14 protein-coding genes are annotated in these 14,748 nt (G+C 39.6%); 10 read left to right on the forward strand and 4 right to left on the reverse strand.

Going from position 1 to position 14,748, the window contains the following annotated elements; all coding sequences use genetic code 11:
• Positions 1 to 41: 41 nt before the first annotated feature.
• The gene (locus tag OB69_RS00125; protein WP_053221655.1) at positions 42 to 935 is read left to right on the forward strand and encodes an MBL fold metallo-hydrolase; all 894 of its coding nucleotides are present in this window, start codon (positions 42 to 44) and stop codon (positions 933 to 935) included.
• Positions 935 to 1,681 carry a hypothetical protein gene (locus OB69_RS00130; RefSeq protein ID WP_053221656.1) on the forward strand — a complete coding sequence of 249 codons (747 nt, stop codon included), beginning with the start codon at positions 935 to 937 and terminating at the stop codon, positions 1,679 to 1,681. Before OB69_RS00125 ends, OB69_RS00130 begins: the two co-directional genes overlap by 1 nt.
• A 79-nt stretch (positions 1,682 to 1,760) precedes the next feature.
• Here OB69_RS00130 and OB69_RS00135 read toward each other — a convergent pair whose 3' ends face one another.
• The 4 genes from OB69_RS00135 to pdhA form a co-directional block, all read right to left on the reverse strand.
• Positions 1,761 to 3,080 (reverse strand): aspartate kinase, encoded by a 1,320-nt coding sequence (locus OB69_RS00135; protein WP_053221657.1) that lies wholly within the window; start codon positions 3,078 to 3,080, stop codon positions 1,761 to 1,763.
• Positions 3,081 to 3,116: 36 nt separating this feature from the next.
• Positions 3,117 to 3,593: a 6,7-dimethyl-8-ribityllumazine synthase gene (gene ribH, locus OB69_RS00140; protein WP_053221658.1), complete on the reverse strand. Its 477-nt coding sequence runs from the start codon at positions 3,591 to 3,593 to the stop codon at positions 3,117 to 3,119.
• A 126-nt stretch (positions 3,594 to 3,719) separates the two neighbouring features.
• Positions 3,720 to 4,409 carry a tetratricopeptide repeat protein gene (locus tag OB69_RS00145; RefSeq protein ID WP_053221659.1) on the reverse strand — a complete coding sequence of 230 codons (690 nt, stop codon included), beginning with the start codon at positions 4,407 to 4,409 and terminating at the stop codon, positions 3,720 to 3,722.
• Positions 4,410 to 4,466: 57 nt separating this feature from the next.
• Positions 4,467 to 5,498, reverse strand: a complete 1,032-nt coding sequence (pdhA, locus tag OB69_RS00150; protein WP_053221660.1) for a pyruvate dehydrogenase (acetyl-transferring) E1 component subunit alpha — start codon at positions 5,496 to 5,498, stop codon at positions 4,467 to 4,469.
• Positions 5,499 to 5,594: 96 nt separating this feature from the next.
• On the opposite strand from pdhA, the gene recF reads away from it, so the two are divergent.
• The 8 genes from recF (at position 5,595) to OB69_RS00190 (ending at position 14,659) form a co-directional block, all read left to right on the forward strand.
• Positions 5,595 to 6,689 carry a DNA replication/repair protein RecF gene (gene recF, locus OB69_RS00155; protein ID WP_053221661.1) on the forward strand — a complete coding sequence of 365 codons (1,095 nt, stop codon included), beginning with the start codon at positions 5,595 to 5,597 and terminating at the stop codon, positions 6,687 to 6,689.
• Positions 6,690 to 6,747: 58 nt separating this feature from the next.
• Positions 6,748 to 7,251, forward strand: coding sequence for a DinB family protein (locus tag OB69_RS00160; RefSeq protein ID WP_053221662.1), 504 nt, complete (start codon positions 6,748 to 6,750; stop codon positions 7,249 to 7,251).
• Positions 7,252 to 7,386: 135 nt separating this feature from the next.
• On the forward strand, positions 7,387 to 8,586 hold the full coding sequence (locus OB69_RS00165; protein WP_053221663.1) for a DUF4221 family protein: 1,200 nt from the start codon (positions 7,387 to 7,389) through the stop codon (positions 8,584 to 8,586).
• A 54-nt stretch (positions 8,587 to 8,640) separates the two neighbouring features.
• The gene (locus tag OB69_RS00170; protein ID WP_053221664.1) at positions 8,641 to 9,864 is read left to right on the forward strand and encodes a DUF4221 family protein; all 1,224 of its coding nucleotides are present in this window, start codon (positions 8,641 to 8,643) and stop codon (positions 9,862 to 9,864) included.
• 233 nt (positions 9,865 to 10,097) lie between these two features.
• Positions 10,098 to 11,687, forward strand: coding sequence for a hypothetical protein (locus OB69_RS00175; RefSeq protein ID WP_053221665.1), 1,590 nt, complete (start codon positions 10,098 to 10,100; stop codon positions 11,685 to 11,687).
• 112 nt (positions 11,688 to 11,799) lie between these two features.
• On the forward strand, positions 11,800 to 12,831 hold the full coding sequence (locus OB69_RS00180) for a sensor histidine kinase (RefSeq protein ID WP_053221666.1): 1,032 nt from the start codon (positions 11,800 to 11,802) through the stop codon (positions 12,829 to 12,831).
• The gene (locus OB69_RS00185) at positions 12,828 to 13,883 is read left to right on the forward strand and encodes a histidine kinase (protein ID WP_053221667.1); all 1,056 of its coding nucleotides are present in this window, start codon (positions 12,828 to 12,830) and stop codon (positions 13,881 to 13,883) included. Before OB69_RS00180 ends, OB69_RS00185 begins: the two co-directional genes overlap by 4 nt.
• Positions 13,880 to 14,659 carry a LytR/AlgR family response regulator transcription factor gene (locus OB69_RS00190; protein ID WP_053221668.1) on the forward strand — a complete coding sequence of 260 codons (780 nt, stop codon included), beginning with the start codon at positions 13,880 to 13,882 and terminating at the stop codon, positions 14,657 to 14,659. Before OB69_RS00185 ends, OB69_RS00190 begins: the two co-directional genes overlap by 4 nt.
• Positions 14,660 to 14,748: the final 89 nt, after the last annotated feature.

Consider the following 14,748-nt stretch of genomic DNA (forward strand, 5'->3'; position numbering starts at 1 on the left):
TCGTATCCTTTTATAATTTCAATTGACCAATTCTAGCCTATATGAACAGACGTAATTTTGTAAAACAGACAAGTTTAATTACCGGCATTGGCGCCACAATGGGCTTCTCGTTTTTAAGCGCTTTGTTTGATCAAGGTGGTTATAAAATGAATCCATTAAGAAATAACGTTGGCTTTTTTACTGAAAAAGGCGGAACGATTGGCTGGATGGCCTCCAATAATGGAATTGTAGTGGTAGATACGCAGTATCAAGATTCTGCTGCTCATTTGATTGAAGAATTAAAGAAAAAAACGAGTCGACAAATCGACCTTTTGATCAATACGCATCATCATGGCGATCACACTTCGGGCAATATTGCTTTCAAAGGCTTGGTTAAAGAGTTTGTTGCTCATGAAAACTCAAAATCTAATTTAGCACGAACCTCCAGAAATCCGGAAAACACGCTTTTGCCCGATACTACTTATAAGTCTGGAAAATGGAGTAAAAAAGTGGGTGACGAGACCATGGCGCTACATTATTTTGGGGCGGGCCATACCGATGGAGATTCGGTGGTTCACTTCGAAAACGCGAATATCGTTCATATGGGCGATCTGCTTTTTAACAGAAGACCACCCTTTATTGATAAATCTGCTGGGGCAAATATGGCCAATTGGCAGGTGGTTCTTGAAAAAACTTATAATACCTTTGACAACGATACGATTTTCGTTTACGGACACGCTGGAGATGGTTATAATGTTCAAGGAAAGCGCGAAGATTTGAAGGCTTTTAGTAACTATTTGGCCAAATCATTAGAGTACGTTAAAAAAGGAGTTGACGCAGGAAAGACAAAAGAAGCTTTGTCGGACGTGAATGAAATACCAGGTGCTCCTGAATGGAAAGGAAACCAATCTAGAACAATTGATGCAGCCTATATAGAGCTGTTTGAAGGAAAATAATGATTTTAAAAAAACTTACCCTATCTGTTATATTAACACTTTTTGCCCTTCCTACTGAGCAAAATGGCGTTGGCCTAAGCTTACTGGAAAAAATGTATGCACGCTACCAAGGCAAATGGTACAAAAATCTCACTTTCGATCAACAAACCATTAGGTACGATGAAGATGGAAATGTAGTGAGTGAAAATATTTGGTACGAAGCCATCCAAATGCCCGACAAGCTGGCCATTAAGTTTGATGAGATGGACAAAGGCAATGGAATGATTTTCAGAAATGACTCTATCTATCAACTGAAAGAAGGAGTAGTTTCAGCTTCAAGAATAATGTACCACCCTTTGCTGATTTTAGGCTTTTCTGTTTACGACCAACCAGCGGTAAAAACAGCCAGGGCCCTTACAATTTTGGGATTCGACTTAGAAAAAGCCTATCAACGAGACTACAACGGTAAAAAAGTATATGTGGTAGGAGCGCTAGAAGGAGATGAAAGTTCGAACCAATTTTGGATAGACAAAGAAACGCTTCTATTTGTTAGAATGACGCAGAACTTTGGAAACGGACGAAATCAGGATGTTCATTTTGATAAATATGAGAAAGTTGGTGGGGGCTGGGTAGCTACTGAAATAAAGTTTTATACCGACAACAAGTTGAGGTTATTGGAAACCTATTCCAATATCAAGTCTCCTAAATCGCTTTCTCCTGAAATATTTGAGCCTAATAGTTTTGAAGGCGCCAAGTGGATGCCATAACTGCTTGTATAACATCAAAGCATAAAAAAATGCCTCTCAATTAATTTCGAGAGGCATTTTTAGTATTTGCCTATAAGGTTTATAAATCGAATAGGTGAGTATTTAGCTTTTTAAGCGCTTCTACTTTAGAGCCCTCATCTGTCAATAAAGAAATATTATGTCGGCTACCACCGTATGAAATCATTCGAATTGGAATGCTGGTCAAAGCTTCAAAAATATTATTGACTACCCCTTTTCTTTCGGCCACAAAATTACCCACTACGCAAATAATGGTTTGATTCTTATCCACCTCCACGGTACCAAATTTCTCTAGCTCTGTAAGAATTTTATTCAAATAAGTATCGTCATCTATGGTTACCGAAACAGCCACTTCTGAAGTGGTAATCATATCGATTGGTGTTTTGTACTTCTCGAAAATCTCGAACACCTTTCTTAAGAAACCATAAGCCAAGAGCATTCGGCTCGACTTAATCTTGATGGCGGTAATTCCATCTTTTGCGGCCAAGGCCTTCACATCATCAGAAGTGGTTGCCGTGCTAATCACGGTTCCTTTTGCCTCTGGCTGCATGGTATTCAACAAACGCACTGTAATTCCCATTTTCTGCGCTGGCCAAATAGAAGCAGGGTGTAAAATCTTTGCTCCGAAATAGGCAAGCTCGGCAGCTTCGTCAAAAGAAAGTTCGGCAATCGGAAAAGTTTTATCTACCACCCTAGGGTCATTGTTGTGCATTCCGTCAATGTCCGTCCAAATCTGGATTTCAGTTGCATTAATGGCTGCGCCTACCAAAGAGGCCGTGTAGTCACTTCCTCCGCGCTGCAAATTGTCAATTTCACCTTTATGATTCTTGCAGATGTATCCTTGGGTAATAAAAATTGTAGCGTCATTTTCCTTTGCTAAAATGGCTTTTAGCTTTTCAGAAATAAGATCTAAATCTGGCTCTTCCTCTTCGTTGGTACGCATAAACTCAAGGGCCGGAAGCAGCTTTGCGCTTACCCCAATCTCTTCTAAATAAAGCGTGAACAGTTTGGTAGACATCAGTTCGCCTTGTGCCAAAATATCTCTGTTCAGTGCCTCATTGAATGATATTTTGAGCGTAATGAGCAAAAACTCAAAGTGCTCATCAATCATTTTTTGTGCTTCTTGGGCCTTTTCTGAAGTAGAAAACAAAGCTTCTATAAAAGTAGCATAATGCTCCCTAAGAGCTTGAATCTTAGATTTTGCTTCTTCCTTATCACTTTTGGCCAATGACTCACCAATGGATACAAGGGCATTGGTAGTGCCTGAAAGGGCCGATAAAACAACAATTTTAGAGTGCTCGTCTTTGGTAATAAGCTGAGCCACTTGGTGCATTCGTTCCGGTTTTCCAACCGAAGTTCCTCCGAATTTTAAGACCTGCATAAATTGATCTGGAAAAATAAATAGTAAAATTATTAATTAGAAGCCGAGCATTTTCACCGCAGTAATTGCGGCTTCATCTCCTTTATTACCGTGCTTTCCTCCAGCCCTATCTAAAGCTTGTTGTTGGGTGTTTGGGGTAAGTACACCAAAAATTACAGGCTTATTGTACTTTAACGACACATTGGTAATGCCATGCGCCACGGCATCACAAATAAAATCGAAATGACGGGTTTCGCCCTGAATAACACAGCCCAAACAAATGACAGCATCAATTTCTTCTTTTTGGGCCATCCATTGTGCGCCCATTGAAAGCTCGAAGCTACCTGGTACCATTTTCTTGATAATGTTTTCCTTGGTTGCTCCATTGGCAATTAGGGTTTCATATGCGCCTTGGTAAAGCGATTCGGTTACTTCTTCATTCCATTCTGAAACCACAATAGCAAACTTCTTCTTACCCATATCGGTAAGGTTTTTATCGCTGTAATCGCTAAGGTTTTTAAGGTTAGATGCCATAATTTTTATCGTGTATTGCTGTAGGTTTTATTGATAATATAAAAAGTGAGTTTAGCCCTATGCTAAATAAAAAAGGTAAGACCTTACGACCTTACCTTCATTGTTAATTTTTTTTCGAATCAAGAATTAACTCCCGGCAAGACCTTCTAGGCGAGCCTTATGCTTTCGTGCGCTAGCGTACTCAGCAGTTCCAAAATGATTCTTAATAATATCGTCTAAAGGCTTAATAGCCGCTTTGAGGTCTCCTTGTTTTTCATAAGCCAAAGAAGCTTTCAATAAATAAACTGGAGAAAAAGCATCGTCATCAGCAGTACTTGCTGCTTTTTCGTATTGGCTTGCTGCATCACTGAAATTACCCAATTCCATGTAAGCATCGCCTGTTAACTTATAAGCTCTTGCTTGAATCAATTCTTCAGAAGAAGAAAAATCTTTCAAATGATCTAAAGCCAATTGAAATTTTTGCTCTTTTAAATAAATCGCTCCAACATAATAGTTAGACAAGTTTGCTGCTTCTGTTCCACCGTAAATATCGATGATACTTAAGAAACCAAGGTTTCTACCGTCACCATTTAAGGCCAAATCAAGGCTGTCTTGCTCGAAGTAATACTGCGCCTGAAACATGTCTGCCTGCGCGCTATCGTTTTTATTCGACTTACTATAATTAAGTAGGAAAATAGCGCTGGTTACTACAATAATTACCAAGCCCGCTATCATACCAACAAAACCTGCTGGTCCTAGCTCTTTCTTCATTTTTCCAACTGCTGAGTTGGTATCGTTATGCTCGTTGTGTGCTTCTTCTGAAGTCTTTTGTGCCATCTCTTGAAAATTAGGTCGCAAATATAAGGAAAATGTTGAACAACAAGGGATTAAATCCTATTCGGTGATGAACGGGTAATCCTCTTGTACATAAACGTCTTTGTAAGCCTCAGATGGGTCTGGATAATCAGATTCTTCTGCAAACTTAACTGACTCTTCCACAGTAGCTTTGATCTTTTTGTCGATCTCTTTCAATTCTGCTTCAGTAGCCCATTTGTTCTCCAAAATCTTAGCTCTTACTTGCTCAATTGGGTCTCTATCTTTGTATTCGTTTAATTCCTCTTTAGTTCTGTATTTCGCAGGGTCAGACATTGAATGCCCTTTGTAACGGTAAGTTCTGAACTCCAATAAAGTTGGACCATCTCCTCTTCTTGCTCTATCAGCAGCTTCTTCAACCGCAATGTGAACGTTTTCGGGGTTCATGGCATCAACAGCAGCAGAAGGCATATCATACGATTCACCTAAAGTATGAAGGTCGGTTACGTTAGAAGTTCGTTGAACCGAAGTTCCCATGGCGTAACCATTGTTTTCGATTACGAAAATCACCGGTAATTTCCAGTTCATGGCCATATTCAATGCTTCGTGGAATGCACCCTGACGCACAGCGCCATCGCCCATCATACAGATACAAAGCTTACCTGTTTTATTATATTTTTCGGCAAAGGCAATACCCGCGCCCAAAGGTACTTGGCCACCTACAATACCATGACCGCCCATAAACCCAACTTCTTTATCGAAGATATGCATAGAGCCACCTTTTCCTTTAGAAACTCCCGTTTCTTTGGCCATTAGTTCGGCCATAATTGCATTAGGGCTAGTGCCTAAAGCCAATGGCTGACCGTGATCCCTGTAAGCAGTAATCCACTTATCGCCTTTTTCTAAGGCCGTAACCGAACCGCTTGAACAGGCTTCTTGGCCAATGTATAAATGGCAAAAACCTTTAATTTTTTGTTGTCCGTAAAGCTGTCCTGCTTTTTCTTCGAACCTTCTTTGTAACAACATGTTCTCGAACCAGAACATATAAGTCTCCTTAGAGAACTTTGTCGCCTTTGTTGCTTTTGCTTTAGATGTTGCTTTAGTTGCGGCCATTCGTCAATATATTTGAAGGAAATCTCCGTTTCCTTTGCTTGTACAAGTTTAAATCGGAGTGCGAAAATAAGACAAAAACGTTCAACTTCGAAATTAATGCATCTCGAATCTATCGGCCTTAATAATTTCAAGAACTACGAAAGTTTAAAGATCAACTTTTCGAAGGAAATTAACTGCCTTGTAGGTAAGAACGGAAGCGGTAAAACTAATCTGTTAGATGCCATTTATTACCTCTGTATCACCAAAAGCGCCTTTAACCCCCAAGACAACCAGTGTGCCCTCCATGGCCAAGACTATTTTTCATTACGAGGAAAAATTTCTCTGGGCGAGCGAACTCACACCCTTGTTTGTGGCTTGCAGCTGGGAAAAAAGAAATTAATTAAGCTGGATGAGAAGCCTTATAAGAAAGCGAGCGAGCATATTGGTAAGTTTCCGGTGGTACTTATTGCGCCTAACGACACCGATGTAATCCGCAATGGCAGTGAAGATCGAAGAAGGTTTTTTGATGGAATTATTTCACAAACCAGCCAAAGTTACCTCAACGACCTTATTCAATATAACCACGTACTCAAGCAGCGCAACAGTTTGCTAAAACAGTTTGCCGACCGTGATTTTTTCGATGCGGCCTTGCTTCAACAATATACCGATCAGCTGATTGAAATTGGCCAGCGCATTTACCAAGTAAGGAAAAACTTTACCCAAGCTTTCCGTCCGTTGGTGCAAAAGCATTATGCCCTGCTTTCAGAAGAAAGTGAACAAGTAGACTTACAATATGAATCGGACTTTGCGCAGGACATTGCTGCCTTGTTTAAGCAAAATCAGAAAAAGGATTTAATTCTGAAGCGCACCAATGTGGGCATTCACAAAGATGAGTTTCTATTTGAAATGGAAGGCGAACTGATTAAAAAATTCGGCTCGCAAGGGCAGCAGAAGTCTTATTTGATTGCGCTTAAGCTGGCGCACTTCGATTATATTTTTACTGAAACGGAAATTAAGCCGATGCTCCTTCTCGATGATATTTTCGATAAGCTAGACGACTTCCGCATAACCAAACTGATGGAAATGGTGGCCTCCGATGCTTTCGGTCAGATTTTCGTTACCGATGCCCGCCCAGAGCGCAGCCAAAAAATATTCGAAGCCATTGGCCATGAAGTAAAGTTTTTTGAGGTGAAGGGGGGAAAGTTGGGTTAATCGACAACCAAATACGTAACCACTTACGTATAACCTCTATTTACATTTAAAACTGCTTATGAAAACCAAACTAAAACAATTTGCCTTATCGGCCTTTGCGCTCTGTGTGTTGGCCATTGGGCTCACCAGCGCCAACTTAAAACCAGCAGATGGCGATTATGATTACCTCAAACAAAGGCTAGAAATTACCAAAGCCTTCACTATTGAAGTGTTTAATGCCATGCCAGAAGCAGACTACAGCTTCAAACCCAATGATGAACAACGCACTTTTGGGGCACAGGCCTACCACATTGCCTATAGTATCGATTATTATCGTAGGGCTTTCCAAAACCGAGGGCAAGCCGAATGGAGTCCTGGCGATGAAAATATTAAAAGCAAAGCAGAGCTAATCAAATGGGCTGGGGAACAATTTGATGCCATGCACAAATTGATTCTTGCGAGTGAACAAAATGACGCAGTTACGGCTCTAGTAATTTCATACTTAGACCATAATGCCCACCACCGAGGCCAAATGGTAAGTTACTTAAGAATGAAAGGAATTAAGCCTCCTTCTTATCGCTAAACGCATTGTATTGTGTATTGGAATGGGCTGTGCCGAAAGGTGCGGCCTTTTTTTATGCCTCAGGCCCAAGAATTACCCAGCCTTGTTAATTCCATGGTTATTGCGTTTATTTAATCTTTGTATAGAGAAATTATAATGCGATATAATCCTATTAAAACACTTTTGGCAGTATTGTTACTTAGTTCTTGTGGAGGAACTGAAAAGAGTGAGAAAACCGATAACATAATAGCCGAAAGAAAGCCATTAGAGCTTATTGATAAAGGAATCAAAAGCTTTCCACTGGATTTTGAAACTGACTTTCAGGGAATTAAAGATCCATCCATTTTTCAAGAGAATGGTAAAGAATACCTGACCTTTTATAACCAGCCAAACCACTCTATTTATCTGTATGGTTATGATTCTGCGAAACTCTACCAAAAAATAACCCTCTCTGAGCAGGGGCCAAATGGAGTACCTCGGCATATCTCTAAATACTTTATACACCGGATGGATTCTATTTTTATTGACTTGATAACGGTCAACATGTACCTCGTAAACGGTAATGCCGAAATTATAGACAAGTTAACTCTTAGAGAAAACAAAAGCGTCACATTTGACGGAGCCACTACCTTCAAAAACAATACGTTGAACGTGAGCGTCATAAACAACTACCTGCTAAATAAGACTAATAAGCCATTTCTTAGAGCCTATATCAACTGGGAAGTAGACTCTATTACTTCTGAGTTCATTCAGCCAGAATCATTTATCAATCACTATGAAGAAATTCAAACGCTGAGAAACACTAAGGGTAAGACAATAAGACCCCTCGAAAAACATTTCATGGCAGACGATCAGTATATCTACACTACTACACCCATTTCAGACAGTATCTATGTTTTTCAAGATAACGATATTGTAAAGTCTATTTATGCTGGAATTCCATCTATAACCATAGCAGACTATAAAAGCTACATGCCACTTATGGAAAGAATAGTTAATTCAAATAGTGGAAGTGGAAGCATCACAAACGTAATAGAATTAAATCAACCTCCGTATTTCACAAACTTGTTCCTGTCTCCAAATCACAAATACTTATACAGACTATTAAGCCACGGTACAAAACCAAAACTGAACCCTTATAACAATAAGGAATATCCAGTGATTACTGCTGCCTCTTTACTTGTCCTCGATCTTAGCACAGAAGAAATTACTAGCATTGAATTACCTGTAAACGAGTTGAAAATTGGTGTCCCTATAAGCGCAGGAATTTTCGCAAGCAATACGGGTCTACATATTCAAGTGAAAGGCCAAGAAAACGAAAATGAAATCCAGTTCAGAGTTTTTGGAGTGAAGTAAATAATATACACCTCCTCGACAATTTGCTGATTTAAGCCTTATAACAGATTCAAAATGCGATATAATCCTATTAAAACACTTTTGGCTGTATTGTTACTTAGTTCTTGTGGAGGAACTGAAAAGAATGAGAAAGTAGATAACATAATAGCCGAAAGAAAGCCATTAGAGCTTATTGATAAAGGAATCAAGGCTTTCCCACTAGATGACGAAACCAATTTTGAGCGGCTCATTGATCTAAAATTCAATACAATTGACGGAGTAGATTACTTATCATTCTTTGACAGACAAGCATACTCCATATACATGTATGATTATAACCAATCTACGCTCTTTCGTAGAATTCAATTGGAAAAAGTTGGACCAAATGGAATAATAGAATTCTTTACGTTTCAATTTTTCTTCCACTCAATGGACTCCATCTTTATTAGAGTTCCATTGATAGGTCAGTATCTAATCAATGATAAAGCAGAAGTCATCGATAAACATGCAGCCGCAGGTTTAAAGCTTTCTCAAAATGAAATTCGAAATGCTTCTTACGATGGCGCTAGTTATTATGAAAATGGTAAAATCAATGCCCTCTGGACAGGTACGAATCAGGGCAAAAATCAAGAGACAACATATCTAAGAGCGATAATAGATTGGAAAAATGACTCTATTGCTTCAAGGTATATTTCTGCCAATCAGGTCTTTGCAGATTATCCAAAAATCCAGGAGATGCTGAACCGTAAGGATAAAACATTCATCCCCATTAAAGTCCATTTTTTAAGAAGTCCCGAATTTCTTTTTGCCAGTACACCAATCTCTGATAGTATTTTCCTTTTTAAGGATAACCAACGGGTAAAGTCTATTTATGCAGGTAACCCCAACTATAATATCGCTGATTACGAAACTTTCTTGAACCTAAGAGAAATCAAAAATATTCGTTCTGGGTCAAGTGGAAGCGTTTCAAAAGTTCAGGAACCGATTCATCCTCCATATTACGGAGATTTTAGCATTTCACCAGATGGAAAATACATCTATCGAGTACTTTCACATGGAACCAAGCCCCTCTATAATGAAGTGCTCGAACGAGATATACCCGATGTAATTGGCGCAACATTAATTGTGGTAAACACAGAAACAAATGAGATAAGCTATTTCGAACTACCCATCGATGAAATTGACTTACAAGTGTCAGAAAGTCCTAATGTATTTACTAGCCATGAGGGCATTCATTTTCGTGTAAAAGATCAACAAAACGAAGACGAGATCCAGTTCAGAGTTTTTGGGGTGAAGTAAACCCGATACAAAGCAGCATTACATCTTCGCGACAGTTCAGTGCAGACAAATTACAGTTCATTGCATCGCGGTTTTTTCTTGCGCAGCATCTTCCCATCATTGTAAGGTCGATTAGCCATTTGGCGCATCGGCAAGAGGTCAAGCCCGATAGGTCATCGGGAACTCAAAACAACAAAGACAGTTGAAAGGCAGGTTTGGTCACCTGCCGGCAACTGCCTAAAACGAAACAAACTATGAAAAACCGAAGCACAAAAACTCGAAGTATTATTATGGGAATGGTCGTTGCCCTATGGGCAATGCTTTCCATGGCCAATGATCTTTCTGCCTACCAGATCACTATTTCAACCTCTAGGTCAAATTCCAACTCCACAAGCATTTCTCAAAAAAATGGCACCTATCGCTATAGCAGCAAGCAAGGCAGCAATGGCATTGAAATAGAATATGAAGGCGACATCGCATTTACCGATGATGACAAAGCCATCAAATCAATTTCAAGAGGTGGTTACATCAAAATAAGAAAAACCTCTTTTGGAGAAAGAAGAGAGCTATTGGCCGAAGGAAATGCTGATGGAACCATTGACTATCAGTTTTACGAAGGTAGAAGAAGAGCCGATTTTGATGCCGCTGCCCAAAAATGGTTAGCCGATGTATTGCTAGAAGCCATTCGCGCTACGGGCATTGGAGCCGAAAGCAGAACCCAAAGAATTTACGCCAAAGGTGGTCTTGATGCGGTTTTAAAAGAAACCAACGAAATCAAAAGCGACCATGTAAGTCAAATGTACCTTAAAGCGGTGCTCGGCAAACAAAACCTGAGTAATAAAGAGCTAGTGAAAATAGCAGCTTATGTGCCTGCTAACCTAAGTTCTGACCATTACATTACTGAAGTTTTTAAGGATTACAGCACGCTCTTTTTAAAGAACAACGAAACCACAGAGGCTTTTTTAAACGCCATTGGTCGAATGGATTCCGACCATTATGTAAGCCTTATACTTATGCGTGCTTTGAAAGAAGATTTAAGTGATGCCATGATTTCAAAAGTGCTAGATGCTGCTGAAAGAATGGACTCCGACCATTACAAAACGGAGGTGATCAAGAGAGTAATGGATAGAAAAGAGCTTTCGAGCAGCGCGGTAAATAGAATCGTGAAAGCTACTTCCGACATTGATTCGGATCATTATTCTACTTTGATTTTACGCGAAGCCCTTGACAGACCAAACCTAACAGATGAAGCTTTTGAAAGCCTGATGGAAGCCATTTCAAATATTGATTCCGATCATTATGTAACCGAAACCATGCGTGGTCTTTTAAGACAAAGTAATCCTTCTGACAGAGTTGTAGAAGCCGTAATAAAAAGAGTGGGGCGAATGGATTCTGACCACTACAGAACATTGGTGATCAATGATTTGATGAAGAATCAGCAGATTTCCAAAAAATATTTCAATGACTTATTGGTAACCGTTAATGATGTTGACTCCGACAATTACGCTGCCCAAATATTGAAAAGTGTATTGCGTGAGCAAGAACTTTCAGACGAAAACTATGATAAGGTGTTGAGCAGAGTAGCCAGCATTGATTCGGATTTCTATAAAGTTAACATATTACAAGATGTACTTAAAGCCAGAAATTTGAACAAAACGCACATGATCAGCATCTTGAAAACGGTGTCCAGCATTGGGTCAGACTACTACAAATCCGAAGTATTAAAAGGCGCTTGCAATTCGGTAAGTGGTGCTGACGCTGAAGTAAAAGACTTATTCAGGTCGGTAGCTAAAACCATTAAGTCAGACACGTATTACGGCAAAGTAGCCCGTTGTATCGACTAAGATTTTCTGTCCAAAAGAGAGGGAAGTGAAAATGGGGTTTTGAATATATTTCAATAGACCCTCATTTTGACCCTCTCTTTTTCTTAAATTTCTATCCAACCAACTCTAAAATATGCCCAAGCTTATCCGGCTTGTACTTTTTACCGTCATAGGAATTCTATTCCTAGAATACCTCTATTATAGCGAATACGATCAGCTGCCCAATATTTACAAGGAGGCTCCACTGTATATTTTCACCATGATCACCAGCATTCTATCAGGATTAGCCATCAGCAGCATTAACCTAAAGCTCAACGAAAAACTACCTTGGCGCAAAAGCATAATGCAGCGATTTATCGCTGGACTGGCCTTTGATTTTCTAGCCCTCGCCATTATTCTTTTAACCTTAAACTGGTTGGCTGGTGTTTCAGGAATAATTGATTTTCACTTGTTTGAAGCAGCACTCACCGAAAGCCAGCTTGAAGTAAAAGTGATTATACTAAGCTTTATTCTGCTGTTTATTGTAACATTGGTAGAGTTCAATACTTATTCCTACAGCGAATTTTCTGTGGGGCAAATCCGGAAGTTAAAATCGGAACGAAAACAACTTGAATTTCAGTTTGAAGCCCTTAAAAGCCAGCTTAGTCCGCATTATTTGTTCAATAGCATGAACACCATTTCATCGCTGATTTATCGCGACCCTCAAATTGCAGAGAACTTTATTCGCAACCTGGCCGAAACCTTCAACTATGTTTTGAATACCAAAAATGTAAAGCTGGTCAGCTTAAAAGAAGAAATTGAAGCCCTGAGAGATTTTAACTATTTGTTGGGTATCCGCTACGGTAATGCGCTCGATTTGAAAATTGAAATTGATGATGCTACGCTCTCTTACCCTATTCCCCCTTTGAGCCTTCAGCTTTTGGTAGAGAATGCAGTAAAGCACAATGTAATTTCTGATGATGAACCGCTGAGGATCAACATTAGAAATGATGAACATCACCTTATTGTTTTGAACAACAAAACCGAAGCGCCTACCAAAACCAGCTCACATAAAGTGGGCCTCGACAATATAAAGAAGCGATATGCCTTTTTTACCGTGCGAGAAGTGGAGGTGAAAGATGAAGATTATTTTGAAGTAAAACTGCCGATTCTGAAAGATTCATGAAAAAGAACCTACTAGATCAGCCGCTTTTCCGCATTACCGTGCCGCCCATTTATGGGCTCATGATGTATTTTCTGATTCTGTTGCTCAACAACAGCCTTGCTCAAATCACGGACACCGTCCTCACCCAAGAATTACTACTTTGTGTAGTGCTGGCTTTTCTTACTTCTGAATCGCTACGGCTTACCATTGTGCTCTTCGAGAAAAAAGTCGGGCATGAATTAAGGAGAACAGGCAATATTACCTTGCTCTTTTTTACTTCATTACTGATTTCAGCAGCGATCATCTTCGCTGCCGTGTATTATTACTTTTCTGAAATTGAAGGCAATTCCTATTTCGTTCTTTTTAAATCGAACTTGATAAAACTTGTTTCCATTTACTCTATTAGCGGCCTGCTTTACACACTTTTCTACTTGAGCATATATTTCCTTTCCGTTAAAAACGAAACTGAAATAAAGCGCGAAGACCTCAAGCGCCAAAACCTCGAACATCAGCTCGAAATCTTCAATAATGAAATTAACCCAAGTCTGCTTTTCCAAAGTTTGGAAACGCTTATTTCGCTGGTGCATCACAATATAGACGCTGCAGAAGATTTTGTGGACAGGCTGTCGTTGGTCTATCGTTACATTTTAGATAACCGAAAAAAGGAATTGGTAAAAGTGGAAGATGAGCTTCAGGCCACTAAAAACCTATTCCTCCTTTTCAAAGAAAAGTATCCTGAGCAAATCAGCTTAACTATTGCGCCTTGGACTGGAGAAAAAGGAAAGTTATTGGTGCCGAATTCATTACCAATGTTGCTAGACTGTGTGGTCAACAGCACCATTATTTCTAGCTACCAACCTTTAAATATTCGAATTAGTTTTGATGAAGAAGGTTACCTGGTACTTCAATACCAAGAAAATGATAAATTGAGTTTGGATGCAATGATTAAGAAAAGGCATAAAAACCTGCATCAGGCCTTTGCTTATTTTTCGGACAAACCCGTAATCCAAATCAAGGCCTATGGTGACGCCTTTATAAAACTGCCATTGCTCGAATTGAAAGAAGAACTATGAAGGTATTTATTATAGAAGATGAAATTCCGGCAGCCGAAAAGATTCAACGCTATTTAAAGCGCTATGACGAAAACATAGAAATCTTGGGTCAGGCCATGAGCGTAAAACAAGCCGTAACTTGGCTTGATGAAAACCATGATGTAGACCTGCTGTTAATGGACATTCAGTTGACAGACGGCCTCAGCTTTGATATTTTCAAGTCGGTTAAAATTGACATTCCCGTGATTTTCACCACGGCTTATAATGAATACGCCATCGAAGCCTTTAAGGCCAACGGCATAGACTACCTCCTCAAGCCCGTTACTTTCGATGCCCTTTCTGAAAGTTTAGACAAATTCAAAAACCTTAAAAACCGACTTTCGGAACAAGGAAAAGTAGAAACCGAATCGGTCATTGATTTACAAGCGGCCCTGCAAATGCTGAGCAAGCGCGAATACAAAACGCGTTTTATGGTGAAGATTGGGGAGCACATTCGCTCTGTCACTACCGATACCATTCACCTGTTTTATGCCGAAGGGCGAAATGCTTATATCGTTACTGAAGAGGGCAAACGCCTGATCATTGATTACAAGCTGGAAACGCTGGAAGAAATGCTCGACCCCAAAAAGTTCTTCCGAGTAAACCGTAGTTATATTATCGAAATCAATGCAATTAAAGATGTGTTGGTTTATTCTAACAGCCGCCTGAAAATCATCCTCCACCTAAATTTCGACCGAGAAATTATCGTTAGTCGTGAAAAGGTAAATGCCTTTAAGACTTGGTTTGATGGGGAGTGATTGGTCATTGGTTGATTAGTCATTGGTCATTAGAGAGACTCATTTGCCCTAACTTTGCAACAAGAAATACGAAAATTTGCCCTAACTTT

The organism is Roseivirga seohaensis subsp. aquiponti, assembly GCF_001267955.1.
Lineage (GTDB): Bacteria > Bacteroidota > Bacteroidia > Cytophagales > Cyclobacteriaceae > Roseivirga > Roseivirga seohaensis.

Excerpts from the sequence above, each read along its gene's own strand:
- OB69_RS00170 (WP_053221664.1), top strand. The coding sequence starts at position 8,641 with ATGCGATATAATCCTATTAAAACACTTTTGGCTGTATTGTTACTTAGT.
- OB69_RS00190 (WP_053221668.1), top strand. The coding sequence starts at position 13,880 with ATGAAGGTATTTATTATAGAAGATGAAATTCCGGCAGCCGAAAAGATT.
- pdhA (WP_053221660.1), bottom strand. The coding sequence starts at position 5,498 with ATGGCCGCAACTAAAGCAACATCTAAAGCAAAAGCAACAAAGGCGACA.
- OB69_RS00165 (WP_053221663.1), top strand. The coding sequence starts at position 7,387 with ATGCGATATAATCCTATTAAAACACTTTTGGCAGTATTGTTACTTAGT.
- OB69_RS00130 (WP_053221656.1), top strand. The coding sequence starts at position 935 with ATGATTTTAAAAAAACTTACCCTATCTGTTATATTAACACTTTTTGCC.
- OB69_RS00135 (WP_053221657.1), bottom strand. The coding sequence starts at position 3,080 with ATGCAGGTCTTAAAATTCGGAGGAACTTCGGTTGGAAAACCGGAACGA.
- OB69_RS00145 (WP_053221659.1), bottom strand. The coding sequence starts at position 4,409 with ATGGCACAAAAGACTTCAGAAGAAGCACACAACGAGCATAACGATACC.
- OB69_RS00175 (WP_053221665.1), top strand. The coding sequence starts at position 10,098 with ATGAAAAACCGAAGCACAAAAACTCGAAGTATTATTATGGGAATGGTC.
- OB69_RS00185 (WP_053221667.1), top strand. The coding sequence starts at position 12,828 with ATGAAAAAGAACCTACTAGATCAGCCGCTTTTCCGCATTACCGTGCCG.
- OB69_RS00125 (WP_053221655.1), top strand. The coding sequence starts at position 42 with ATGAACAGACGTAATTTTGTAAAACAGACAAGTTTAATTACCGGCATT.
- OB69_RS00160 (WP_053221662.1), top strand. The coding sequence starts at position 6,748 with ATGAAAACCAAACTAAAACAATTTGCCTTATCGGCCTTTGCGCTCTGT.
- ribH (WP_053221658.1), bottom strand. The coding sequence starts at position 3,593 with ATGGCATCTAACCTTAAAAACCTTAGCGATTACAGCGATAAAAACCTT.
- recF (WP_053221661.1), top strand. The coding sequence starts at position 5,595 with ATGCATCTCGAATCTATCGGCCTTAATAATTTCAAGAACTACGAAAGT.
- OB69_RS00180 (WP_053221666.1), top strand. The coding sequence starts at position 11,800 with ATGCCCAAGCTTATCCGGCTTGTACTTTTTACCGTCATAGGAATTCTA.